A 23,506-nucleotide genomic window follows, 5' to 3' on the forward strand; every position below is an offset into this window, starting at 1 on the left:
GCCTGTCGGATAGGCCAGCCCCCACAGGCTGGCAACCCACGCTTACGCGAATCGAGGCCCCAGCCTCAAGAGGACCGAAGGCTCATATCGTCTAGTGCCCTCCGGTGGGCAGCTTCGTCATCCGGTGTTGTCCAGGGATCTCGCGGAACGAGGAGGTGAAGGGGAAACCTGAGGACTTTGCTGATGAGCTCGACCTCGTTGGCTGTTTCGACGCGACCGCCACGGTTCTTGGGATGCAGGAACTCGTCGGCGAGGAAAAGGATTCGGGGAGCCGACACGCGGGCCCTTCGGAGTCTTCGGCGCTCGCGCGCTGATCGGATCGGTGAGGCTGGGTCCGATCATATCGGGGGCTGACGAAGGCCTGCAGGTCGCTACGCTGATCCGGATGAGACCTCTGGCAAGCGTGGTGATTCCCGCCCACAACGAGGCATCCGTGATTGAACGATGCCTCACCACGATGCTGGCGGATGCTCTGCCTGGAGAGTTCGCCGTCATCGTCGTGGTCAACGGGTCGACGGATGCGACGGCCGACGTTGGGCGGCGTGCGGCGCCCGACGCGATCGTCGAGGAGATCTCGACGGCTTCGAAGATCGCTGCCCTGCGCCACGGCGACGAGATCGCGGAGACTTTTCCGCGGGTGTATCTGGACGCTGACGTCGACATAGACACGGCGGGTCTGCGGGCGCTCGTGGCGGCGTTGGATGTGCAGGGTGCACGGGCGGCGTCGGCGCGGATGATCGTGGACACATCGGCTTCGAATGGGTGGGTGCGCGCTTACTTTCGGGTCTGGGAGATGACGGACTATCGGCGTAACGCGATGATCGGCTCAGGCGTCTACGCGGTCAATCGCGAGGGGCACCGTCGGATCGCTGACTGGCCGATGTTGATCGCGGATGATCTGTTCGTGCAAGAGAGCTTCGCTCGCACTGAGCGGACGGTCGTGGGCGCCGACTTTTCGGTGCGGGCCCCCCGGACGCTGCGCGACCAGGTGCGCCGGATGACACGGTGGCGGCGGGGGAACACGGAGTTCGGTGCGTTTCGCGCGGCGAACCCCGGGCGGTTCCCCGAGACTGCTGAAGCTTCCGGTTCATCTGTACGAGGTCTCATCGGACGGGTGGCTCGCACGCCTGCGCGGTGGGCAGACTTCACGGTCTATGTCGGGGTTTATGTGGCGGCGGGAATCGCTGCGCGCATGGACGCGCGGAAAGGTCGTGATACCTGGCGACGGGATGAGTCGACCCGTGATCGGTCACAGGAAAGATAGTTCACCCCGTATCTCACCCGCTGCCTCACCCGCGCAACCGGGGAATGCGCAAGATTTCCGCAAGATTTGCTGAGTTCGCTGCGTCCGAGTCGGTTCCGGAGACGAGCGGATGCCGCTGACGACTATCTTTTGGCTCAGGAGCTTTCGCCGATGGTGCCCGAGGCGCCCGAACTCTGATGTCTTTTTCCGCTGGGGGCTGTGGTGATGAGCATGCGACGGCGCGCCTTGCTGCGCCCCGCGAAGCGCGGGTTGCCGCGCCCCATTGTCACGACCACCGTGGCGTTTCGCATTGACGCGCACACCGAGTTGGACATCATTGAGCTTCTTCTGACCCGGGGAGCACCGCTTGCAGCGGGAGCACCGAAGCTCATTGTGACGCCCAACATGAATCACCTCGCGATCTTGCAGAGATCCGAGGAGCTGGGTGAAGCGTATCGCCGCGCAGACCTACACCTGCCTGATGGCTGGCCGGTTGTTCGGCTGGCGCAGCTGCTTGGCGTCGAGATCATCGCACGGACGACCGGGAGCGGCATCGTTGAGCGGCTCGCGAAATCGCCGGGCGAGGGACGGCGGATTCTTGTGATCGGGGGGTCGACCCTCGCCTCCAGCGAGCGCGCCGCGGCGCGGTTGGCAGAGGCGGGCTGGTCAGTGCGTTCGCATGAGGCGAGCGCCGAGTGGCTCGCCCGCGAGGGGAGCATCGCTGAACTGGCCACCCTGGCGGACGAGTTTCAGCCCGACATCGTGCTGGTTGGGCTGGGGGCGATCAAACAAGAAGTCCTTGCGCTCGCACTCATGCGAGAAAGCACAGCTCCCGCGGTATATCTCGGGGTCGGTGCGGCTATCGACTTCCTTGCCGGCGAGGTCGCTCGCGCACCGGTGTGGTTGCAGCGGTTGCATCTCGAGTTCTTCCATCGCATTCTCGTTCGTCCTGGTCCGATGATCCGCCGCTACGTCGGCGATGTCGTCCCGTACTTCGCTGTCGTGCGGCAGTCACTCCGTGCGGCGCGCGCGGGGGATGCAGGTGAGCGGGTGGGCCGTTCGGGCGGTGGTGGGTCGCTACGCGAGGACGCGGAGCATGAGGTTGCCGCGCCGTCGCCTGGTGGCGCTGGTGATGGGGTTGGGGCGGTCGTCTGAGCGACGCCACGCGCTTGCTGATCAATCCTCAAGAACACCTCAAGGCGGTGGCCGAATCTTGGGGAATCTCTGGGTCAACACTGCCCGCTTTTCCGCCGGTGAAGTGGCTACTTTTGGTGCTGCGACACACCTGGCTCTTCTTGCTGGTGTGCATGACTTTCGGAGACGTCCATGACAATCATCCAATCGCGGCCCGCTCAGACCGGCGATAGCGCTCGTGGCATTTCGCGGCGGGATTCTCAGGATGCTCGACCGATCGTGACCGCTACCGCGAGCTTCACGATCGATGAGCTCTCTGAAGCCGAGGTGGTGGAGATGATCCTCTCTCGTCGTGGCCCCCTCTCTGCGGGCACGGCACGGCTCGTGGTCACTCCGAATATGAACCACCTGGCGATGCTCCAACGTTCCGAGATGCTTGGTACGGCCTATCGCCGGGCTGACCTTCACCTCGCCGATGGTTGGCCCGTTGTGCGGCTGGCGCGATCGCTCGGCTCAGGGGTCGTTGACCGGACCACCGGCAGTGGGATTCTCGAGCGGCTCGCGGAGGTGGATGCTGCAGGCCGTCGACTGTTTTTGATCGGTGGGTCATCGAGTGAGGCGTCGCGCCGCGCGTCGGCCCGGCTGGCCTCGGCAGGATGGAACGTTCGCAGCAACGAGGCGTCGGAGGAGTTCCTGGCTTCTCCCGAGGCTCCGGCGGTGCTCGCCCGCGAGATCAGAGAGCATCAGGCAGATCTCGTCTTGATCGGAGTCGGCGCTGTGAAGCAGGAGGCTCTTGCGCTGCAGCTCATGGCTGCTGCTGGTGTGCCCGCCGTATATCTCGGCGTCGGCGCCGGTATCGACTTTCTTGCCGGTGAGGTTGCGCGAGCTCCTCGGTGGATGCAGGCGGCGAACCTCGAGTTCCTTCACCGCATGATGACCGAACCCGGGCGCCTCGTGAAGCGTTACGTCGGTGACCTGCCCGGGTTCGCTGGCGTCGTGCGCCGTTCCCGGCGTGCAGCGAAAAACCTGACGCTCGCGAAGGACGCGACGCCTCTCGGCGGTCGCGGTGGCGGGGTCATTGTCGACTGAAGGTTCCGCACGGGGGGCCGCGCGCTAGCGGGTACGCGCTAACGGCCGCGCACGAACGGCTGCGCGCGAAGCGGTCGCCGCCGACGGCCACGGGTAAGCCACGCGCCTGAGGCCCGCGGCCGTGAGATCGACGGATGGTGCTGGGTAGCGTCAGAATGGCGCATCGGAAGCGTCGGCGGGTGCGGTATCCGGGGGCGGGGGCGCGCTCAGGTCGTAGGGATCGGGCGCGAAGTGGACGCCTGGTGTGGGTGGATAGTCGGTGTAGGTGGTTCCGACCGGTGAGGTCCATTCGAGGATGCCGCCCTCGAGCTGTCTGACTTTCCAGCCTGCAAACTGTTTCATCGAGTGATGTCGTTGACAGAGGTGGGCGAGGTTGCATACATCCGTTTTGCCGCCGAGGGCATGGTCGATCGTGTGGTCGACCTCGCAGCGGATGGCGGGGAGGCGGCATCCGGGGAATCGGCAGTGCCGGTCGCGTGCTCGCAGATGTCGGTCGATGGCAGAGGTGCGCTGGTAGCCGTTCGTGTGGAGGACGACGCCGGTGACGGGGTGGGTGACGAGGCGTTCCCACCAGGTATCGCAGGCTTCGGCGATGGCGCGGGCGGTTTCGGCGTCGATGGGGGAGTAGCCGACGAGGTCGGCGGGTTCTGCGTGGCGGTTCTCGTCGCCTTCGGGCTTGAGGAGGCTGAGGGCTGGAACGACGACCTGGATCTTCGCGCGAATCGCGCCGAGCGTGCCGGGTCCGTCGCCGGTGATGGTGGGGTCGGCGAAGGGGGATCCGGTGAGGAGGATGTCGGCCGCGATATCGGCGCGGATCTGAGCGCGGGTGCGAGTATCGGTGGCGAGGATGTCGGCCGGGATTCTGGCGCCGTCTTCTCCTGGAGCGCCAGCTGGAGCGCCGGCTGCCGCTTTGGCCGCGTTGCGTACGTCGATGATGACGGTGGCCATCTGGTGCAGGCGGTCGTCGATGCCCGCGATGACCGGGGTGGGCGCGACCAGGTACAGCGACGACATCCCGTCGGGCAGGGGGCTGACTGTGATGCGGCGGTCTTCGCGCGCGGAGGCGTGCCGTTCGGCGAAGCTGCGGGGATGCATCCGCTGTGCAAGGATCTCGAGCTCGGCCTTGACGCGACCGACGGTGTCGCGCCGGCATCGCTCGAGTGCTTCGGCTTCGAAGGCGGGGATGGCTTCGTCGGGCAGGTCGGCGGCGGCATCCTGAATCGCATAGACGTGCTGGCGGGTGATTTCGCCCAGGCTGCGGGCTTCGAGGGTACCGGGGTAGCGTTCGGCGAGCCGCGTCGCTTCGCCGATCTGGCGTTGCATCGACCGGTCGGACACGCGCGACGGAACCCCGATCGTGGCGGCGATGCTGCGCAGGGCCATGTCGTGCTCGCGCACCCGGGACGGCTTGCCCGCCGACACCTCGCGAGCCAACTCGCCCGCGCGAGCGAGAGCGCGGACGCGGGCCGCTTCGGCGGCGGCAAGCGCGGCATCCGCCTGCTGAACGGCAGCGAGGATCGAGGTCAGCTCGGCGGTCTGCGCCTCGCTGAACTCGATAACCCAGTTCGAATGCATGTACTAATCATGACACCGGCCTCCGACATTGGTTCGGGGTTAAGCGGCGCCATATTAGTACGTATGTATGAATTTTCCCGTACTGTGATCTGTTCATGAGTCAGGATGCCGCGCCAATGAGCACAAGCACGCACCGACAGTCGAGTGCTGGGAGGGTCACGCTCGGCACTCGGCCTGCGAGATCCTCTAGCTGCAATAGTCCCAGGGGAGCTCGTTGCTGCCTACGCTCAGTCGGTGGACCTTTCCGCTGAGCGCTTCCGCCATGAAAGGGGTGCCGTTCTCGGTCCACGAGTACCAATGCAGATCGTCATTGCGTATGAGCTTGTAGCCGCGGGACTTGAGAGTCGACTCGGGGGTGCCGAGAGTAATTCCTGCGTCGGTCTTCGGGGAATCCTTTCCGGGGGGGCCGACGAGGTCGATCGATGTTACTTTGCCGGTTCGTAGATCCGTCCATGCCACCACGGCCCAGTCGTTCCAGCTATTGCATAGTTCAATAACGCTGTGACCAGTTCCAGCGAGGGCCTTCTCGGCATCTGCTGCACTGGACCCAAGCGCCACTGGGCCGATGCCCTTCGACGTCACTTTCCACACTGAGTTCGCGATGAGCTTCTTGCTGCTAGTCTCGCTGGTGGTCTTGTAGCCGACCTTCGTGCCTGTGACGGTAACGGTGATGGGTTTGCCGGCGTCTGCCGCGGTGAGCTTGTATGACGGTTTGGTCGCGCCGGAGATGGGCTTGCCGTCGCGTTTCCACTGGTAGGTCAGCGTCGCGGATGGTTTCCACGTTCCCGGTTTCGCGGTAAGTGTGGAGCCGACTTTCGTCGTTCCCGAGATCGTTGGTGTTGGCGCGGCGGAGAACGACAGCTGCGGAGGCGTCTTCTTGCTGCTGGTCTTGCTGGTGGTTTTGTAACCGCTCTTTCTCCCTGTGACGGTCACAGTGATCGGTTTGCCGGCGTCGGTGAGGGGGATTTTGTAGGTCTTGGAAGTCGCGCCAGCGATGGGCTTGCCGTCGCGTTTCCACTGATAGGAGAGGGCCGCGGATGGTTTCCAGGTGCCCGGGTTCGCGGTCAGCGTGGACCCAACCGTCACCGTCCCGCTAATGGTTGGGATCGGCGCGGACGAGAACGAGTTGACTCCAGCGTCCGCGTGGTCGCTGGACGCGACGGGTAGCAAGACTCCGAGAACGAGTCCCATAACGAGGACCCAAATCGGCAGCCGGCTAGTCCAGTTCGAAACACCGTGATGTGTCACGTCGACCCCTTCCCCCAGCGATAACACGCGAACATTACTGGATGGTTGTGTTCATTGCGTTTCGGAGATCGGGTCTCAATCGCGAGCGCGGGGAGGAGGGGCCATCGCGGCGCGAGGGCCCGGGGCTAACCTACGGGCGCCCCATACCGTAGTAGGTCCAGCCGGCGGCGCGCCAGGCGTCGGCATCCAGGCAGTTGCGTCCGTCGACGATCACGCGCCCCTCCGTGAGTGTCGAGACATGCTCGGGCGGCATCTGCCGACGGTATTCGTCCCACTCGGTGACCACGACCACTGCGTCAGACGACCGCAGGGCCTCGTCGCGGTCGGCGACGTAGTTCAGCTGTGGATGCTTAGCCTGAGCATTCGCGATCGCTTCGGGGTCGGTGACGGTGACCCAGGCGCCGAGCCCGTGCAGGCGCACGGCGACGTCCAACGCCGGGGAGTCGCGGATGTCATCGCTGTGTGGCTTGAAGGCGGCGCCGAGCACGGTGACGTTCTTCTTGAACACGGATCCGCCGAGCCCGTCGACCACGAGCTGCACAGCCCGGTCGCGGCGGCGCATGTTGATCTCATCGATCTGGCGCAGGAACGCGACTGATTCGCCGCGGCCGAGTTCTTCGGCGCGGGCCGAGAAGGCACGGATGTCTTTGGGGAGGCATCCGCCACCGAAACCGATTCCGGCGCCGAGGAACTTGCGCCCAATGCGCGCGTCGTGGCCGATCGCGTCGGCGAGCTGGGTGACGTCTGCGCCGACGACCTCGGCGATCTCGGCCATCGCGTTGATGAACGAGATCTTGGTCGCGAGGAACGCATTGGCCGACACCTTAACGAGCTCGGCGGTGGCCAGGTCGGTGACGATGAACGGCGTGCCCTTCGCGACCGGCGGCGCGTACACCTCTTTCAGGATGTCGACAGCTGCGGCGCCCGCATCAGTCGACGGGACGCCCACGACGAGCCGGTCGGGGTCGATCGTGTCTTGCACGGCCCAGCCTTCGCGCAGGAACTCGGGGTTCCACACCAGTGTCGCCCCGGCGGCTTCGACGCGGGGGGTGAGTTCGGCAGCCGTGCCGACGGGAACCGTCGATTTGCCCGCGACGATGTCGCCCGGAGAGAGGAAGGGGAGGAGGCCGTCGACAGCGGCGTTCACGTAGGTGAGGTCGGCACCGTACCCGTCTTTCTGCTGCGGCGTACCGACGCCGACGAAGTGCACTTTCGCGCCGCGCGCTTCGCTCAGGTCGGTCGTGAACCGGAGGCGACCGGATGCCACACCCTCGGCAAGGATCTCGGGAAGTCCAGGTTCGAAGAACGGAGCCTCACCCTTCGAGAGCGCGTCGATCTTGCGCTGGTCGACGTCGATGCCGACGACGTCGTGCCCGATGGATGCCATCGCTGCCGCGTGCACGGCTCCGAGGTATCCACATCCGATGACTGACAGGCGCATTGATCCTCCGGGTCGTGCGGTGTGTGGCTCCTGACCCCCGATCAGGGGTGCCCGTTCGTTCCTACCACGCTCGTGTGTCGCGCAAGAAAACGCCCGCGCTCAGTGGGCGCTCTCGCCCGGGACGACGGCCGCTTTGGCGGTCTTGAGCAGGATGGCCAGGTCACCTGCGAGGTTCCAGTTCTCGACGTAATAGAGGTCGATGCGAACGCTTTCTTCCCACGTGAGTGTCGATCGTCCGCTCACTTGCCACAGGCCGGTGATTCCCGGCTTCATGAGGAAGCGGCGGTCGACGCCGGGGTCGACATCCTGCTCGGCAGCGACATGCCGCCGTTCTGGCCGTTCGAGGGCACGACAGCGGTCGTGCGCGAGCTCGAGCACATGCACGACGCCGGCCTGGATGCTTGGCAGACCCTGCACGCCGCGACCGGCGCGCCCGCCGCGTGGCTGGGCATCGGCGACCGGGTCGGGCACCTCGCCCCCGGGTTCGACGCCGACCTCGTCATCACCCCCGACGACCCGACGGCACACCCCAGCGCCCTGCGCTCGCTGCACACTGTCGTTCGCCGCGGGGTCATCGTCCGCGAGGACGCGTCGTGAGCATCGAAGACCTGGGCGGTACGGATGCCGCGACCGGCGAACCGGCGACCGACATGACCCTCTGGGACGTGCGGCTGACCGTCGACCGCATCGAGGGGCGCTCGGTGTGCGGCATGCGCCCCGGCGACTGGTGCGAGGTGACCGACAGCAGCAAGCTGCGTCTGCCCGACGGTGGCCACTTCTGCATTTACGCCCTGCAGGCAGCGCTTCCTCTGATCCCGGCCAAACAGCGTGACCTGCCCGCGGGGGACTGGCTTGAACGAGACAGCGAAATCGCGTGCCCCGACCCCGAGGAACGCCTCATCATGCGGCTCGAGCGCACGCGTCGTGTCGAACTGCGCTCCGACGACCTGACATGAGCGTGCAGATCAGCCTCGGGCTGCAGACCGACAAAGCCCCCGGGCGCTACGCCGAGATCGCCCGCGCCGCCGAAGCTCACGGCTTCGACGGGGTGAGCGTGTTCTCCGACCTCTGGTACCAGCCCGCGATTGTGGCCCTGCTCGAAATGGCGGAGGCAACCGAACGCATCCGGCTCGGCTGCGCGTGCTGGAACCCGTTCCTCATCCACCCCGTCGAGCTCGTTGGCATGCAAGCAGCCCTGCACGAACGTAGTGGGGGGCGCGCCTACCTCGGCATCGCCCGCGGTTCGTGGCTCGACGATCTCGGCATCCGGCCCGAGCGCCCCCTGGGCGCCCTTGGTGAGGCGATCGCCGTCATCCGCGCGCTCTGGGAAGGTGACACCCGGGGCGTTCCCGGACGCACGTTCTCGTTGGCGCCGGGCGCCGGCCTGCGCTCGCTGCCCTCGAGTCCGCTGCAGATCCTGGTTGGCAGTTGGGGGGAGAAGGGGGCCGCGCTGGCGGGTGCCACCGCAGACGAGATCAAGATCGGCGGCAGCGCCAATCCCGACATGGTCGGCCTGACTCGCGCTCGGCTCGCCCCCGGCATCGAGCGGGCCGGACGTTCGCCGGGCGATGTCTCGGTCGTGCTCGGCGCGGTGACCGTCGTCGACCGGGATGCCGAACTCGCTCGCCGCCACGCCCGCGCCCAGGTTGCGATGTACCTCGATGTCATCGCCGCGTACGATCCCACCGTTCAGCTCCCCGAGGGGATGCTCGATCGCATCCGCACCCACCTGGCCGACGGCGACCACGACGGCGCGGGCGCCTGGATTCCGCGGGACGTGCTCGACCGGTTCGCCTTCGCCGGATCTCCCGACGACATCGCCGAGCACGCCGTCGCCCTCATCGAGGCGGGTGTCGACCGCATCGAGTTCGGCACCCCGCACGGCATCGACGAGCAGAACGGCATCGACCTGCTCGGCCGCTACGTGCTGCCCGCCCTCGCGCCCTGGCGCGAGCTGCCCTGACCCCGTTCGCCCCCTCAGGAAGCCCCGCCATGGATGTCGACACCGCACTGACCCGCCCCTTCGACCACGTCGCTCGTCGTGCGCGTCTGTACGAGCGCTTGGATGCCGAGGGCATCGAGGTGTTGTTCCTTCCCGCCGATCAGGCCGACTTCGAGTACTACCTCGGCATCCCCCGCCGAGCCCCGAGTTTCGGGGCGATCGCCTATACCAACCACTGGATCTCCGGCGCCTTCCTCGCGCCGGGACGCGAACCGTTGCTGGTGCTCACCCGCCACTTCCAGGAGTTCGACCTGCCGGACGGGGTCGAGGGTGACCTCGTCACCGCCACCGAGACCGACGACGGCCGCGCGGTGTTCACCGCCGCGTTCGACAGGTTCCCCGGCACGCGCGTGGGCGTCACCTCGCGCACCTGGGCCGAGGTCGGTGTCGAGCTTGCCCGGCACCGCCCCGGGATCGACCTCATCATCGCCGACCCGGTGCTGGCGGGCATCCGGGCGATCAAAGACGATCACGAGATCGCCCTCATGCGTCGGGCGGCGCACATCGCCGACGAGGTGCTCCGCGAGGTGACCCCGCTCGTGGTGCCGGGGATGACCGAGATCGAACTGGCGAGCGAGGTCGAGCTGCGGATGCGCCGACACGGCTCGACGGGACCGTCGTTCGACACCGGCGTGTGGGGGATGGGTCCTCATCTCGGGCGCGATGCATCGGTGCGGGTCTCCACCGACGCGCTCACGGCGGGTACGGGAGTGAGCTTCGACTACGGCGCGATCGTGCGCGGGTACTGCAGCGACTTCGGTCGCACCGTGCACATCGGCGAGCCCTCTGCCGAATACGAGCGCGTGCACGCCATCGTCATGGCAGCCCAGGAAGCGGCGCGCGTCGCGGCAGTCCCCGGAGCCACCGGCGGTCAGGCGCACAAGGCGGCCCGCGCAGTCATCGACGACGCCGGCTACGGCGAGGGCTTCCGCCACCGCGTCGGTCATTGCATCGGGCTGGACGTGCACGAGCATCCGTTCCTCTCGGCCGAAGACAACACACCGCTGCGCCCCGGGATGCTGTTCACGCTCGAACCCAGCATCTTCTTGCCGGGCCGGGTGGGGGTGCGCGTCGAAGACGTCTTCCTGCTCACCGAGACCGGTGCCGAGTCGATCAACACCCACCCGCACGACCTCCTCGCTACCGGGCGCTGACCTACCCCTATGCTCAAGAAAACGTCTCGCGAGAGGATGCCGCGCATGTCGAACTCCGAGCCCGATGCGACCCAGCGACCCGGTTCGTCTCCCAGGCCCTCGCCGATGGCGTCGATGACCTTCGAAGTGCTTCCGACCGTTGACGTCGTGGGTTTCGATGACGTCGACCGTCAGCTGTTGCGGCTGCTGGTCGCCGACCCCCGCGTGTCGCAGCGGCAGCTTGCCCGGGAGGTCGGCATGTCACCGCCTGCTGTCGGCGAGCGCATTGCCCGCCTCGAACGACAGGGCCTCATCACCGGATACACGACCGTCGTCGATTGGGCGGCGCTGGGTTATCCCGGCATCGTCTACATCCCGATGACCCTCGCTACCGACGCCGACGTGCAAGGCATTGTCTCTGCGCTGCGCGATCTGCCGGAGCTGAGCGATCTGACCGTTGTCACAGGAAGCTACGACCTCATGGCACGCTTTCGCATCCGTGATCACGCACACTTGCAGCGCTTGTTGCTCGATCGCATTTGGCCCATCCGAGGCCTCCAGCGCATCGAGACCTTCCTGGGGATCGGTGAGATCGTGCGGACGCGGACACCAGCCACCCTGCTCGGTGGCGCAGAACCCGAACTCCCGGCGCTGCCCGAGGACTGAACGCGCCGGTCCGGACGTTCACGACCCGGCGCGTGCGGCAGTGAGCGAGGCGGTGGCAGCCTCGGACAGCACAGCGCTGTCGACGGCAACCGAGACCGTGTCGAAGCCGCGAGCGATGAGGAGACGAGCGCGCTCGGGTGAACCCGCGAACGCGCCGGCCGAGATCCCGTGACGGCGGCAGGCTGCGACGATTCTGTCCAGAGGGTTGCCGTCTCGCTCATCGAAGAGCAGATCGTTGACGTCCACTCCAAGTGAGAGAGCGAGATCGAACGGTCCGACGAAGACCATGTCGATCCCTGGCGTCGCAGCGATCTCTTCGACATGTCCGATCGCGGTTGCCGTCTCGACCATGACGGCGCACTGTACGGTGTCGTTGACCTGCGCCGCGGGAACCGCGACGCGTCCCGTCGTTCCCGCCAGTTGGCCCCACGACCTCGCCCCGAGCGGCGGATAGCGGCAGGCGCGCGCAGCAGCGGCTGCCGCGTCGGCGTCCTGGACCATCGGAACGATGACGCCGTCGGCACCTGCATCCAGAGCCCGCCCGATCAGCCATGCCGCCCCGTCCGCGACCCGCACGAACGTCTGCGGGCGCGAAGGCAGGTCTGCCACCACCGCGAGGGTGTCGCAGACGGCACGGTCATCGAATCGACCGTGCTGGGCATCCACCACGAGCCAGTCCGGGCCGGTCGCGGCCAGCACTGCCGCAGCTGCGGGCGATCCGAGCAGCGCCCACGCGCCGATACGAGCTATCACAGTGCTCCCTCAGTCATATGCGGCTGGAAAATACCTTGCGAAAGCAAAGTTGAACGCCACATTTAGTTTACATTCGGGCGGTAGTCTTGCGAGGGCAACATACAATCGATTCGTACTCCCGCGGGTGCGGGCCACCTGAGCGAAGGGACGCCATGCCGAGACCGAGGCCCGCTCTGGGCGAGCTGCCGCACTCGGGGATCCGCGAGATCGTCGACCTGGCGCTCGCATCCGCAGTCCCCCTCGTGCGGCTCGAAATCGGTGAACCCGACTTCGCCACTCCCGCGCACATCGTGGACGCAGCAGCGGACGCCGCGCGCCGGGGGAGTTCCTACGTGCAGGCCGCCGGTATGCCGACCGTGCGCGATGCCGCGGCAGCGTCTGTGCGACGCCGCTACGACCTCGACATTTCCGCAGACCGCGTCCTGGTCAGCCACGGCGCGGTGCACGCGATCGATTCCGTCATCCGTGCCCTGATCACGCCCGGCGACGGGGTGCTCATCCCCGACCCCGCGTGGCCCAATTACGAAATGCAGGCGCTGCTCGCGGGCGGCCGCGTGCAGCGCTACCCGGTGCGTGCTGAACGCGGGTACGTTCCCGACCCCGATGACATCCGTCGGGCGCTCACCGCCGACACGCGGATCATCGTCATCAATTCCCCGTCCAATCCGACCGGAGCCGTCGCGCCGCGAGAGGTGATCGAACAGATCATCGCGATCGCCATCGAGCGCGACATCCTGGTGCTCAGCGACGAGGTGTACGACGAGATCATCTTCGACGGCGCCCCGACCTGCGCTGCAGCTCTCGCGCCCGATCATGCCGTGTCGGTCTACAGCACCTCCAAGACCTACGCCATGACCGGGTGGCGAGTCGGCTATGCACTTGTGCCGACCTGGCTGACTGATCCGCTCACGCGCGTGCTGGAGGCATCCATCTCGTGCCTATCGAGTGTCACCCAGGCGGCAGCCCTCGCTGCGCTCACCGGTGACCAGACCCCGGTGGCCGCGATGCGCGATGCCTACCGTGCGCGGCGCGATCTTGCCGTTGGACTCCTCGAAGACGCCGGCATTCCCACACGCACCCCCGGCGGCGCGTTCTACCTCATGATGCAGCTGGCGCCCGGGGTCGACGCTCGGCTCACCGCCCTCGACCTGGTCGAGCGCGGAGTTGCCACGGCACCCGGCACCGCATTCGGAACCGAGGCGAGCGGGAGCCTGCGACTCTCGCTGGCGACCTCCGAGAACGCGCTCCGCACCGGTATCGGCATCCTCTCCGATTGGTACAGCGCAACCGGCGGTGGACTCGAGACACGCGCCGCTGTGCGGGTCTGACCGCCATGGCCATCGAACTCGGCCTCGGTGTGTTCACGGGAGAGTGGCATCCCGAACTCGGCCTGACACACGGCCAGACACTGCGTACCGACATCTCGCAGGTCCAGGCTGCTGAAGCCGCGGGACTCGACAGTGTCTGGGTGAGCGAACACCACTTCCACGATTCGCATTTCGTCGGCTCGCTTGCCGCCAGCTGTGCAGCGATGCTGCAGGCAACCGAACGCATCACGGTCGGGTATGGGCTGGCTCTGGCCCCCCTGCACGATCCGATTCGCATGGCCGAGGATGCCGCCTTCTTGGACGTCCTCTCGGATGGCCGTTTCACCCTTGGACTCGGGATGGGCTACCGCGACATCGAGTACGACGGTTTCGCGACGGTACGACGCCACCGCGTCGGACGCACCGAAGAACTCATTGAGATCTGTCGACAGGCCTGGGCGGGGGCCGAGGTCGACCACACCGGACGTCATTACACGCGCCGCGGCATCCGTGTCAGCCCCGTCCCTGCGCGCCCCGGTGGCCCGCCGATCATGCTCGGCGGGCACGCCCCGGCCGCCATCGACCGCGCTGCACGCCTGGCCGATCGCTTCTGCATGGATGCCGGCACCGACGCCGACGCGTACGAGTCCGGCGAGGGTGCCAACCGAGGAATCGTCGAGCGCGTACGACTCGTGCTCGCCCAGTATCGGGAAGCCCTCGCCCGCCACGGGAAAGATACTGTCGCGCCACCGCTATCTCTCAACGTCGGCGGGTTCCTGCATCCTGATGGTGCCGACGCCGCGTGGCAGATTGTCGAGGAGTCGTACCTGCTCACCCGGCGTGTCTACGGCGATTGGTATGGTCTCGACCCCGCCGAGGTGGACCGGTGGCGGCCGGGGCTACTGAGCCCTCAGGAGGTTGCCCGCAGACGCGGCGAGCTGCTGCTCGGTAGCGTCGATGACGTGCTCCCCGTGCTGCAGGAGGTTGCCGATCTCGTGGGGGAGAACCTGCACGTCATGTTCCGCAGCAAGTACCCGCTCGTCAGCGACGAGCACACCCGACTTTCGATCCAGCAACTCGGGATCCTGCGCCGCAGGCTCCGCGGGGAGGAGTGAGACCGTGGCACTCACCGTCAGCCTGCGCGTGAACAACGACCTCACCGCCACCGAGGCCATAGACCTCGCCCTCGCCGCAGAGGCAGCCGGCATCGACCAGCTCTGGATCTCCAACGACCTGATGCTGCGCTCGGCGCCCGTGCTGCTGGGCGCGATCAGCCAGCGCACAACCCGCCTGCGCATCGGCACCGGGATCATGAACCCCTACACGGTCCACCCGGCCGAGCTGGCCATGGCAGCCGCCACGCTGCAGGAGATCACGCAGGGCCGGTTCCTGCTCGGGCTCGGCGCCGGGTCTGCCGAGTTTCTCGACTGGGTCGGGATCGCCCAGCCGACACCCCTCACGGCGACCCGGCAGGCCCTGCGCGGGATCCGGGAATTGCTGCGCTCGGGCCGACCGAGCCAGATCGAGGGGGCGGGCCCGGGCTGGACCGACGACGCCCGACTGCGCTTCACCCCGCCCGCCGAGCCCGTGCCCATCTATATCGGCGCCATGAGTCCCCGGATGCTCGCCTTCGCCGGTGAGGAAGCCGACGGCGTGCTCGCCCTCCACCTTCCCCCCGAGCACCTCATCACCGCACGCGAGCACGTCAGCGCCGGCATCCGTGCCGCGGGTCGCGACGAATCAGACATCGACCTGCCGGCTTGCGTCTGGCTGTCGATGGACACCGATCCGGATGCCGCCGCCCGGGCGCTCGCGCTCAAACTCGCCTACTACGGACCGGCCTTCTCCCCCTTCCTGCTCGGGCGGGCCGGGCTCACGCCCGAGGACTTCGTCGGCGCAGAGCGTCACCTCGCCCGCGGAGACACCGACGCTGCGGCATCCGCGATCACCGAGCAGATGCTTCGCTTGGGCATCTGCGGCGGGCCCGACGATGTGATCGCGCGCTGCCGGGGCCTGCTTGAGCTCGGAGTCACGCACCTGAGCTTCGGCCCGCCGCTCGGGCCCGACCCGGCAACGACCATCGCGCTGCTCGGCGATGTCGTGGTGCCAGCCCTGCGCGACGCCCAAGCCGCTCTCGCGGATGCCTCGTCCTCAGCCTCGAAGGAGACGCCAGCATGACCCTGGACGACACGATCGCTTCCCTCGTCACCGACATCCTCGACACCACAGCCGCCGATGCCTTCCACACCGGCGATGACATCCCCCGGATCCCCCACGCGCCTGGCTGGATGCCCGACATCCGACCCGCGGCGCTCGCCGCCCGGCGCGAGCGGATCGCGGCCCTGCGCGCCCGCTGGGCAGCCGTACCGGTCGGGCAAGCCAGCCCTGAGCAGCAGGTGCGCCACCGGCTCGCCGGCGCGATCATGCACCGTGCCCACTGGGACCTCACCGTCACCCGCAACATCGAGCGCAACGCCCTCGCCCTCTATGGGCAGATCCTCGGCCCGTTCTACGACCTGCTGCTGCCCCTGCCGCCCTTCGACGAGGCGCGTCAGGACGCGCTCGTTCGCGTGCTCGCTGCAGTACCCGGCCAGGTCGCGATCGCCCGCGAACACCTCGCTGTGTCGGGCCTGCGCGACCTCGCGCTCGCTGCTGTCGCCGACCTCGACGGCATTGGTGAGCGTCTCACGACGGCCGCCACCGCGCTCCTTCCCTTCCTCGAAGTCTCGCGCCGCGACGCCTTCACCGCAGCGGCGGCCGCGGCGGCTGAGGCGTTGGAGGGGTGGCGAGACTGGCTGACGGATGCCGCGCCGGGCCTAGCCGCCGGGGAGCCCGTAGGGCGAGAGAAGTTCGCGTGGTTCCTGCGCGCTGTCGCCCTCGTGCCCGACGAACCGGAAGACCTCGTCCGAGTAGCGCGCGCCGATCTCAACCGCGCCGTCGTGTGGGAGCTTCTCAGCCGGAACAGGCACCGTGAGGTTCCGCCCGCCGCCCTCTTCGATTCGATCGGCGACCAGGTGGCCCGCGAAGCCGCCCAGGAATCGCAGGTTCGCGAGTTCTACCAAAGCGAGGGGCTGCTCAGCCAGCCCGAGAGCTTACGCCGGTACCTCGTCGCCGAGATGCCCCCGTGGATCGAGGCGTTGCGCTCCCTCGGGGTTCCCGACGACCTCACCGACGAGAATCGCCTCGATCGGGACGGGGTGTCATACATGCCCCGCCCGCGGGCGGGACTTCCGTACTTCTACGCCGCCAACGCTCAGGATCCGCGACTGGGCATCATCCACGAGGGCGCCCACTATCAGCAGCTCGCGCTGAGCTGGGCATCCACCGACCCGTTGCGCCGGCGCTACATCGACTCCAGCGCGAACGAAGGCGTCGCGCATTACAACGAAGAGATGATGCTCATGGCAGGTCTGTTCGAGGATGCTCCGCACTCGCAGACTGTCGTGCACAACTTCACGCGGCTGCGCGCCCTGCGGGTCATCGCCGACGTCAACCTCGCCACCGGCGCCTTCAGTCTTGACGACGCCGTCGCACACTTCGTCGAGCATGTGCCGATGGATGCCGGAACCGCCCGTGAGGAGTCGGCGATGTATCTGGCAACGCCAGGACTTGCCATGTCGTACAACGTCGGCAAACAGCAGATGCTCGCTCTCGTAGCAGATGCCGCACGCGTGTGGGGTGACGAGTTCTCGCTTCGTCGCATCCACGATGCGGTCTGGACTCGCGGCAACACCCCGTTCTCAGTGCTGCGGTGGGAACTGCTCGGCGACCGCTCTGCGATCGACGCGATCGACGCCGACCTCGCACGACTGGACGTCTGAAACGGGGGTCGGCGCCTGCGGGGTCATCAGGGGATAGGCTCGCGGTTGTTTCGTCTCGCTTCGCTCATACAGCGACCGGGAGGCGCGGCTCGCTCAACGAACGAGGGAGGCCTCGCGAACGCGGGTGGCGTATGCCACTGCCATATCCAGGGCGGGGATCATCTCCGACACCATGCGGGCATAGTGCGAGCGGCGCCGCGACAGCTCGGGGTCGAACACGTCATCCACCGTCGGGTCTCCAGGCGGATCCGTCGTGCCGCGAACCTCACGCACCAGGTCGGTTGCGGCGCGGACCCGCGCATTCGGGTCGTCGCCCGCACGATCCACTGCCCGTTGGAGGGCCTCGTCATCAACCTGGGCCGAAAGCCTGGCGAACTCGCGGATCGTGAACGCGCGCCCCAGGGCGCTGAGATCCATCCGCACGCACGCGCTGCGGTGGATGCGGGACGCTCCGAGGATGATGTCGGCCTGCTCGACCATCTCGCGCGTCAGCAGCTGCGGGCGGTGAGCCTCGGCATCCGTCATCGACAAACCCAGCGCCTTCGCGGCATCGCGAGCGCGCCGTGTCATCCCGTCGTCGGGCGCCGGGTGCGTTCCCGCGCTGCGGACCGTGATCGGACGATCCGCGAACTTCTCGCGCAGGTACAGCTCGGCAAGCGGCGAACGAATCATGTTCGCCGTGCACACGACAAGGACCTCGACCATTGATCCCCAGATCTCTGTGGCCACCACTTCGGGTGTCGATGCCCCGTCCCCATGTGCACCGACAGATGCATCCTAGGGGTGAAATGTGAACAGGTCGTTTCCGGGTCGCGCGGGGGCGCTTCGTCTCGCTTCGTCTCGGGCTGCGACAGGGCGCTCGATGACCGACGATGGGAGCAGAGCAATATCCGTGCCCCGCGCCCCCGTCGGTCACGAGTAACCGACGGTTATGCAGTGGCGCGCAGATCCGGCGGATCGCAGAGATGCGAGAGGGTCAGGCGAATGCGCAACGTAGTTGGAGTTGCGCGAGATGCGAAGACAAGACACGCGCTCCTCCACGCGATCACCGCACTCAGTAGCTCCAGCCGAAGATATCGTGTGGGTACATCACGTTGGCTTTTCCATCGACCTTGATGTCGACATGAAGGTGTGGCCCCGTAACGCACCCGTTCTGGCCCGAGTATCCCAGTAATTGGCCAGCTGTGACGGTTGAGCCGTTCGCAACGGAGAATTGGGAGAGATGAGCGTAGTCGATGGCGTAGTTATGTCCATCGCGTGACGATGTCACGATCAGGTCGGTCTGAGTGCGTCCGATGGCCGCGTCCACCGGACACCAGGATCTCGAAACAGGATACGAAGTGATCTTCACAGAGCCGCCTGCCATCGCGTACACGGGAGTTCCAGTGGCAACGGGAAAGTCGTCACCGTTGTGGCCACCGTATGTAGTTAGTTTGCTGTGAGGCTGGATGGGGTACACCCAGCCGTTAACGCCTGGGCTACCACCGCCCCCCGATCCAGACGCTGTGTTGGAAGCCCAGATGGCGGTGCCGTCTGTCGCGTACAGCACAAGGTTCCCGTCATCCTGCATCACCAATCCCCGAATTGACTTTCCGGCTGTATTGGAAGCCCAGACGGCTCGGCCGTCAGTTCGATAAAGAACAATGTTGCCATCCCCCTGGACGGCGAACTCGCGAGGCGCCTGCCCGTTGGTCCTGCTTGACCAGAGGGCGCTCGATCCCTTGTACACAACGAGATTGCCGTCGCCCTGCACAACGAAGGTGTATGCGCCGTTGCCTGACTTCAGTAGTGATCCCGGTGGCATTGAGTTTCCCGGGCCAACTGTTGACCCCACTTCCGCAGACACCGTCAGGGTCGCCGATGTCTGCGCAACGGCCGAGTATCCCTGTCGCGAACCCGTGACCTTTACAGAGACGGACTTCGTTGCGGCCCACACCGGAACGGTCCACGTTGAGCCGGTAGCGCCGCTCACGGGGGTGCCGTGGACGTACCACTGATACGAAAGCGAGATCGGGGAGGGACTCCACATGCCCGGATTCGCGGTCAGCGTCGACCCGGGTTTCGCAGAGCCAGAGATCGTCGGAACGGCGCCGGTTATCCTCGTGCCGATGGGGGTAACTGCGGTGCTGGATTTCGTCACCGACGCATACCCAGATTTGGTCCCGGTGACTTTGACCGTGATTGAAGTGCCTACATCAGCTGACGTGAGCACGTACGTCTTCGAGGTAGCTTTCGGTATCGCGGCTCCCGCGCGGTACCACTGGTACGCAAGAGTGACCGGTGCAGGCTTCCACGCTCCCGCTTCAGCGGTGAGCTGTTGACCTTCCTTGGCGGTTCCTTGGATTATCGGTGCGGGAGTCGCCGTGAGCGCATCTCGGATGATGATGGCGTCACTTGCGCGCGTCACCGAGGTATAGCCGGACTTTTTGCCTGTAACGCTGACAGAGATCTTCTTGCCGCGATCCGCCGATACAACCTTGTACGTCGGCGCGGTGGCCCCGCTGATCATGGTGGTTCCGCGGTACCACTGGAATGTCTGCGAGACGGGTGAAGGTGACCAGCTCCCGGGTTGCGCTGTCAGCGTCTGGCCGACACCGGGGGTTCCGGAGATCGTTGGCTTCGGGGCACTGAGCGTTCCCGCGGCAACCGTCACCGCGGCCGAAGTTTTCTTGGTTGCTACGTAACCAGTTCGCGAACCCGTGACCGAGAGCGATACCGACTTTCCGACGGCAGCCGCGGACGCGACCCATGTCGATGAGGTTGATACTGTCTTGCCGTCGAGCCTCCACTCGAACGAGAGGGTGGCCGCGGGCGACCACGTACCCACCGATGCACTCAGCGTCGATCCGACTTCAGCTGTCCCCGCAATTTTCGGGGACGGGCTCGCAGAGAAAGCAATCGGACATGCCGGCGCCACGGGCTCGTTTGAACCTGTGTTGGTGTCGACATCAGCAATGAAGTATCCGTCATCCACCAAATACCACAGGTCGTCCCAGCCGCCATTGGGAAGCCATGGACTGTAATAGCCCTTCACGGACTGACCCCGCTGGTGACATATCAAGGTGACCCTTGCCCCAGTCTCGTACCACCCGTTCTGACTCGTCTCGAGGGATGGGCCCGACATTCGCTGAGTGCGTGCCATGACTGTTGCGGTTGCAGCGGCCGCGGCGCTCGTCGGATGGGTCAGCACGATGGTTGCGGAACAGAGCAGGACTACGGCAGCAGCCGCAATCGTCGACCTCACGCTTCGCCCGCTGACTGACCACCCTGCCGCGTTGACCCGACGCCGACCGTCCATCGTTCCCCAAACCTTGCGCCGCCCACTGGAGCAGAACTTAGCAGAGACCGTCGTCGCTCTGTTAGCTCGGGGAGAGCCGCCGCTCCGTCACACCTGACGACGCACTCCGAGCCCGTTGGCGCGCGGCTCGAGGCGACCGCGGCGGTGGTCAGCGGGTGGCGACGAACATGTCGCCCGCCCAGACCCACGGCACGCCATCGGCATCCAGGGTGACGGCAACCGCGGCATCCGTCGGAACGCTCGGGATGCAGGTCGCAGCGCCCGGCTCCGCCACGAGCATCCCGTTGCACGCGGCGGCATCCGCCCGCGCCGTCGTGATCTGACCGTCACCGGCCACAGCCAGTGCCAGCACTCCGGCCTGATCGAGGGGTGACCAGGTGGCGGCATCCGCCGACTCGGAGGCATCCGACCCGCAGATCACAGCCGTCGTCCCGCCATTTGCGCGGAGGCCCGTCGGCGTCGCGCAGGGGGCGTCCAGCGTGCCTGCGGGGGTCACAACGGCTACCGGATTCGCGGGATCGACGTAGGTCGACGAGGCGAGGATGTCGCCGTTGGGCTCCCAGAATTGCCCGTACGTGAACGTTCGCAGGCCCTGCAGTTCGCAGCTATCGCCCATCAGCGCGACGATCATCGCCTGATCCGCCGCGTACGGCTCCAGGGCGAGGATCTGCTGGATGCCGCGATAGCGCGGCGTCACGTCGCTCCACGTCGCGCCCCCATCGGTCGAGCGCTCAAGCAGCGGCTCTACCGAACCGCATGCGCCCGCGGTCGCCCGCCACATGTCGCCAGAGTTGACCATGAGGAACCGTTCGGCGGCACCCGTCGCGGCCTGGGCGGTCGAGGTGGGCGTCGGCGTCGGAGTCGGAGTGGGGGTCGCGCTCGGGGTCTCAACACCCATCGTCGGGGTGACCCGCGGCGACTCGGTCGGGGGAGGGGTGCGCACGCGCGAGAGCGCAAGCCAGCTCAAACCCCCGACAGCGAGGATCAACACCGCGACGATCACGATCGACACCCACGCGGGCACGGAGCCCCGGGAGCGGCGTCTTGACGTGCTCGAGCGGTAGGCCACGGCGGTCCTCGCGTGTCGGCTGGTGTACGGCGGGCGGAAGAGTATCCGCTCGCGCGAGCGATGCGGATAGAAGCGTGTGGTTCCGGCGCCGAACCGGCGAAGTTTTGCCCCGACAGGTACCCTGGCGCCTATGACGGAGTCTAGCGCGGCGACAGTACGTCCACGGGAACGACGGTCGTCGAAGCGCGCGGACTCGACCGCGCAACCGGGATCTTCGCTGCGATCCGCCTCGTCTCGGGAGTCGGATTCGGGGCGAGGGTCGAGGCGGAGCGAGCGCGCCGCCCACTCGTGGCGATCGGGCGGGTCATCCGTCGCTCGCTGGGACTGGGAACTCGTCGGATGGGCAGTGCTCTTGCTCGGCGCCGGCATCCTGCTCGCCACACTCGCCGAACGGCTCGTGGGCGGCACCCTCGGTTCCGCGCTCTCGCTCGCCGCGCTCTGGGGCGGGATGCTCGCCGCTATCATCCTCGCGTTCGTGCGGTCCCGGCCCCGAATGCTGCTGCGCTTGCACCCGTTCGACCTGCTCTACGGCATCGTGCTCGGGGTGCTGCTGCGCTTCACGCAGGGGTGGCTCGAAATCGCCGGCACCGGCACCGCCGCGTGGCCCACGGCAGGCACTCTCGACGGGTCGCTTCCGGCATCCTTCTGGTTCGACGGGGTGCTCGCGCCCGTTGTGATCGCGCCCTTGCTCGAGGAGTTCTTCTTCCGCGCCGTGCTGCTGGTTGCGATCTTCACGGCCATCAGACGGATGACGGATTCCCGCTCGTGGGCCGGCTTCACAGCCATCGTCGTCACAGCGCTGCTCTTTGTCGGCCTGCACCTCGTCTTCGACACCTACACCTGGTGGTCGGTGGTCGCCGTCGGCCTCGTCGGACTCGTCTGCGCGAGCCTTGTCGTCGCGACATCCCGCATCTGGGGCGCCGTGATCACCCACATCGTCTTTAACGGCATCCTCGTCGGGATGCTCGTCGTCGGCACCGTCGGAATTTAGGGCGATTCCTCCCCGGCGCTCGGTGCGACGCATCCGTCCACTGTCCACTTACGCCACCTGTGCTACGCGTGCTACGGCTGATAGATTCAGGGCATGCAGACGATCAGCCACCGTGAAATGCGCAACAACAGCGCGAGCGTGCTGCGTGGCGTGCAAGAGGGCGAGACCTACGTCGTCACCAATGATGGGGTCCCTGTCGCCGCGATCGTGCCGAGCGGAGAGCAGGCGGTCGAGCTTCCTCTCGTCCGCCGCGCGACAGCCTCCCGTGGGGTGGGAGCGCTCGTGCGCCACACCATCCGTGGCAGCGTTGGCGAGACCCTCGATGAGCTGAGATCTGAGCGGTGACGCGCGCGTACCTCGACACCTCTGCCGCCGCGAAGCTCGTGATCGACGAGTCCGAGTCAGTAGCGCTCGCCGCGTGGGTCGATGAGGGCTCGGTTGAGCTCGTTGCAGGGATGCTGCTCGAAACCGAGTTGCGACGCGTCGCGATGCGCCACGAGATACCGCAGACTGACATCTCCACGCTGCTCGATCACATCAGCCTGTACGCCCTCACACCCGGCATCTACCGGGAAGCTGGTGTGCTGCCCGGAGCGGGGTTGCGCACGCTCGACGCTCTCCATGTCGCTTGCGCCATCCGTCTCGGCGTCGACACCGTTGTCACGTACGACGACCGGTTCGCGGATGCCGCCGCACGTGTCGGCATCCCCGTCACTGCTCCGGCCTAGAGAACACC

Annotated in this window: 23 protein-coding genes and 1 pseudogene; 16 read left to right on the top strand and 8 right to left on the bottom strand. The window is 66.7% G+C overall.

Annotated features, from left to right (window positions below; genetic code table 11):
* The first annotated feature begins 104 nt into the window (after positions 1-104).
* The 4 genes from AB0O89_RS03295 (at position 105) to AB0O89_RS03310 (ending at position 3,466) form a co-directional block, all read left to right on the top strand.
* The gene (locus AB0O89_RS03295; RefSeq protein WP_363494151.1) at positions 105-314 is read left to right on the top strand and encodes a hypothetical protein; all 210 of its coding nucleotides are present in this window, start codon (positions 105-107) and stop codon (positions 312-314) included.
* A 71-nt stretch (positions 315-385) separates the two neighbouring features.
* Entirely contained in the window at positions 386-1,264 is an 879-nt protein-coding gene (locus tag AB0O89_RS03300) for a glycosyltransferase (protein WP_363494153.1), read from the top strand.
* A gap of 204 nt (positions 1,265-1,468) precedes the next feature.
* Positions 1,469-2,398: a WecB/TagA/CpsF family glycosyltransferase gene (locus AB0O89_RS03305; protein WP_363494155.1), complete on the top strand. Its 930-nt coding sequence runs from the start codon at positions 1,469-1,471 to the stop codon at positions 2,396-2,398.
* A gap of 258 nt (positions 2,399-2,656) precedes the next feature.
* Positions 2,657-3,466, top strand: a complete 810-nt coding sequence (locus AB0O89_RS03310) for a WecB/TagA/CpsF family glycosyltransferase (protein ID WP_363494157.1) — start codon at positions 2,657-2,659, stop codon at positions 3,464-3,466.
* A 150-nt stretch (positions 3,467-3,616) separates the two neighbouring features.
* On the opposite strand, the gene AB0O89_RS03315 is transcribed toward AB0O89_RS03310, so the two are convergent.
* From AB0O89_RS03315 to AB0O89_RS03330, 4 genes and pseudogenes are all read right to left on the bottom strand, one after another.
* Complete coding sequence (locus tag AB0O89_RS03315; RefSeq protein ID WP_363494160.1) at positions 3,617-5,041, bottom strand: DUF222 domain-containing protein; 1,425 nt, start codon at positions 5,039-5,041, stop codon at positions 3,617-3,619.
* A gap of 186 nt (positions 5,042-5,227) precedes the next feature.
* The gene (locus tag AB0O89_RS03320) at positions 5,228-6,289 is read right to left on the bottom strand and encodes a hypothetical protein (protein ID WP_363494162.1); all 1,062 of its coding nucleotides are present in this window, start codon (positions 6,287-6,289) and stop codon (positions 5,228-5,230) included.
* A gap of 130 nt (positions 6,290-6,419) precedes the next feature.
* On the bottom strand, positions 6,420-7,730 hold the full coding sequence (locus tag AB0O89_RS03325; RefSeq protein WP_363494164.1) for a UDP-glucose/GDP-mannose dehydrogenase family protein: 1,311 nt from the start codon (positions 7,728-7,730) through the stop codon (positions 6,420-6,422).
* Between the two features lie 99 nt (positions 7,731-7,829).
* A pseudogene (locus AB0O89_RS03330) lies at positions 7,830-8,015 on the bottom strand (sugar transferase); the annotation flags it as partial.
* Positions 8,016-8,051: 36 nt separating this feature from the next.
* Here AB0O89_RS03330 and AB0O89_RS03335 point away from each other — a divergent pair.
* From AB0O89_RS03335 to AB0O89_RS03355, 5 genes are read left to right on the top strand one after another with little or no spacing between them, the layout of a single operon-like run.
* Positions 8,052-8,327 carry an amidohydrolase family protein gene (locus AB0O89_RS03335; RefSeq protein ID WP_363494166.1) on the top strand — a complete coding sequence of 92 codons (276 nt, stop codon included), beginning with the start codon at positions 8,052-8,054 and terminating at the stop codon, positions 8,325-8,327.
* Complete coding sequence (locus tag AB0O89_RS03340; RefSeq protein WP_363494168.1) at positions 8,324-8,686, top strand: TIGR04076 family protein; 363 nt, start codon at positions 8,324-8,326, stop codon at positions 8,684-8,686. Before AB0O89_RS03335 ends, AB0O89_RS03340 begins: the two co-directional genes overlap by 4 nt.
* Positions 8,683-9,693 (top strand): LLM class flavin-dependent oxidoreductase, encoded by a 1,011-nt coding sequence (locus AB0O89_RS03345; RefSeq protein ID WP_363494170.1) that lies wholly within the window; start codon positions 8,683-8,685, stop codon positions 9,691-9,693. The genes AB0O89_RS03340 and AB0O89_RS03345 overlap by 4 nt, the downstream gene beginning before the upstream one ends.
* 29 nt (positions 9,694-9,722) lie before the next feature.
* Complete coding sequence (locus AB0O89_RS03350) at positions 9,723-10,886, top strand: M24 family metallopeptidase (RefSeq protein WP_363494172.1); 1,164 nt, start codon at positions 9,723-9,725, stop codon at positions 10,884-10,886.
* Between the two features lie 45 nt (positions 10,887-10,931).
* Complete coding sequence (locus AB0O89_RS03355) at positions 10,932-11,531, top strand: Lrp/AsnC family transcriptional regulator (RefSeq protein WP_363494174.1); 600 nt, start codon at positions 10,932-10,934, stop codon at positions 11,529-11,531.
* A gap of 18 nt (positions 11,532-11,549) precedes the next feature.
* Here AB0O89_RS03355 and AB0O89_RS03360 read toward each other — a convergent pair whose 3' ends face one another.
* A complete protein-coding gene (locus AB0O89_RS03360) occupies positions 11,550-12,284 on the bottom strand; it encodes an aldolase/citrate lyase family protein (protein WP_363494176.1) in 735 nt (244 codons plus the stop codon).
* Positions 12,285-12,436: 152 nt separating this feature from the next.
* Here AB0O89_RS03360 and AB0O89_RS03365 point away from each other — a divergent pair, with 152 nt between their 5' ends.
* Genes AB0O89_RS03365 through AB0O89_RS03380 form a run of 4 tightly spaced genes read left to right on the top strand, consistent with a single transcriptional unit; the run spans position 12,437 to position 17,412 of the window.
* A complete protein-coding gene (locus AB0O89_RS03365) occupies positions 12,437-13,612 on the top strand; it encodes an aminotransferase class I/II-fold pyridoxal phosphate-dependent enzyme (protein ID WP_363494179.1) in 1,176 nt (391 codons plus the stop codon).
* A 5-nt stretch (positions 13,613-13,617) separates the two neighbouring features.
* Positions 13,618-14,706: an LLM class flavin-dependent oxidoreductase gene (locus AB0O89_RS03370; protein ID WP_363494181.1), complete on the top strand. Its 1,089-nt coding sequence runs from the start codon at positions 13,618-13,620 to the stop codon at positions 14,704-14,706.
* A gap of 4 nt (positions 14,707-14,710) precedes the next feature.
* Entirely contained in the window at positions 14,711-15,769 is a 1,059-nt protein-coding gene (locus AB0O89_RS03375; protein ID WP_363494183.1) for an LLM class flavin-dependent oxidoreductase, read from the top strand.
* Complete coding sequence (locus AB0O89_RS03380) at positions 15,766-17,412, top strand: DUF885 family protein (protein ID WP_363494185.1); 1,647 nt, start codon at positions 15,766-15,768, stop codon at positions 17,410-17,412. The genes AB0O89_RS03375 and AB0O89_RS03380 overlap by 4 nt, the downstream gene beginning before the upstream one ends.
* A 93-nt stretch (positions 17,413-17,505) precedes the next feature.
* Here the strand turns inward: AB0O89_RS03380 and AB0O89_RS03385 are convergent, their stop codons facing one another.
* The 3 genes from AB0O89_RS03385 to AB0O89_RS03395 form a co-directional block, all read right to left on the bottom strand.
* Complete coding sequence (locus AB0O89_RS03385; RefSeq protein WP_363494187.1) at positions 17,506-18,144, bottom strand: low molecular weight phosphatase family protein; 639 nt, start codon at positions 18,142-18,144, stop codon at positions 17,506-17,508.
* A gap of 322 nt (positions 18,145-18,466) precedes the next feature.
* Positions 18,467-20,446, bottom strand: coding sequence for a peptidoglycan DD-metalloendopeptidase family protein (locus AB0O89_RS03390; RefSeq protein WP_363494189.1), 1,980 nt, complete (start codon positions 20,444-20,446; stop codon positions 18,467-18,469).
* Positions 20,447-20,858: 412 nt separating this feature from the next.
* Positions 20,859-21,734 (bottom strand): hypothetical protein, encoded by an 876-nt coding sequence (locus AB0O89_RS03395; RefSeq protein ID WP_363494191.1) that lies wholly within the window; start codon positions 21,732-21,734, stop codon positions 20,859-20,861.
* 391 nt (positions 21,735-22,125) lie between these two features.
* Between AB0O89_RS03395 and AB0O89_RS03400 the strand changes: the two genes are divergently transcribed.
* The 3 genes from AB0O89_RS03400 to AB0O89_RS03410 all read left to right on the top strand — a co-directional run bounded on the left by AB0O89_RS03400 (position 22,126) and on the right by AB0O89_RS03410 (position 23,498).
* Complete coding sequence (locus AB0O89_RS03400) at positions 22,126-22,770, top strand: CPBP family glutamic-type intramembrane protease (protein ID WP_363494193.1); 645 nt, start codon at positions 22,126-22,128, stop codon at positions 22,768-22,770.
* A 93-nt stretch (positions 22,771-22,863) separates the two neighbouring features.
* Positions 22,864-23,115 (top strand): type II toxin-antitoxin system prevent-host-death family antitoxin, encoded by a 252-nt coding sequence (locus AB0O89_RS03405; RefSeq protein ID WP_363494195.1) that lies wholly within the window; start codon positions 22,864-22,866, stop codon positions 23,113-23,115.
* Positions 23,112-23,498 carry a type II toxin-antitoxin system VapC family toxin gene (locus AB0O89_RS03410; protein WP_363494197.1) on the top strand — a complete coding sequence of 129 codons (387 nt, stop codon included), beginning with the start codon at positions 23,112-23,114 and terminating at the stop codon, positions 23,496-23,498. Before AB0O89_RS03405 ends, AB0O89_RS03410 begins: the two co-directional genes overlap by 4 nt.
* Positions 23,499-23,506 lie beyond the last annotated feature (8 nt).

Origin of the sequence: Microbacterium sp. NPDC076895 (genome assembly GCF_040687115.1) — a bacterium.
Lineage (GTDB): Bacteria > Actinomycetota > Actinomycetes > Actinomycetales > Microbacteriaceae > Microbacterium.

Coding starts and splice junctions, on each gene's coding strand:
- AB0O89_RS03300 (WP_363494153.1), top strand. CDS start 386: ATGAGACCTCTGGCAAGCGTGGTGATTCCCGCCCACAACGAGGCATCC.
- AB0O89_RS03305 (WP_363494155.1), top strand. CDS start 1,469: ATGAGCATGCGACGGCGCGCCTTGCTGCGCCCCGCGAAGCGCGGGTTG.
- AB0O89_RS03315 (WP_363494160.1), bottom strand. CDS start 5,041: ATGCATTCGAACTGGGTTATCGAGTTCAGCGAGGCGCAGACCGCCGAG.
- AB0O89_RS03325 (WP_363494164.1), bottom strand. CDS start 7,730: ATGCGCCTGTCAGTCATCGGATGTGGATACCTCGGAGCCGTGCACGCG.
- AB0O89_RS03335 (WP_363494166.1), top strand. CDS start 8,052: ATGCCGCCGTTCTGGCCGTTCGAGGGCACGACAGCGGTCGTGCGCGAG.
- AB0O89_RS03345 (WP_363494170.1), top strand. CDS start 8,683: ATGAGCGTGCAGATCAGCCTCGGGCTGCAGACCGACAAAGCCCCCGGG.
- AB0O89_RS03350 (WP_363494172.1), top strand. CDS start 9,723: ATGGATGTCGACACCGCACTGACCCGCCCCTTCGACCACGTCGCTCGT.
- AB0O89_RS03355 (WP_363494174.1), top strand. CDS start 10,932: ATGTCGAACTCCGAGCCCGATGCGACCCAGCGACCCGGTTCGTCTCCC.
- AB0O89_RS03365 (WP_363494179.1), top strand. CDS start 12,437: ATGCCGAGACCGAGGCCCGCTCTGGGCGAGCTGCCGCACTCGGGGATC.
- AB0O89_RS03370 (WP_363494181.1), top strand. CDS start 13,618: ATGGCCATCGAACTCGGCCTCGGTGTGTTCACGGGAGAGTGGCATCCC.
- AB0O89_RS03380 (WP_363494185.1), top strand. CDS start 15,766: ATGACCCTGGACGACACGATCGCTTCCCTCGTCACCGACATCCTCGAC.
- AB0O89_RS03405 (WP_363494195.1), top strand. CDS start 22,864: ATGCAGACGATCAGCCACCGTGAAATGCGCAACAACAGCGCGAGCGTG.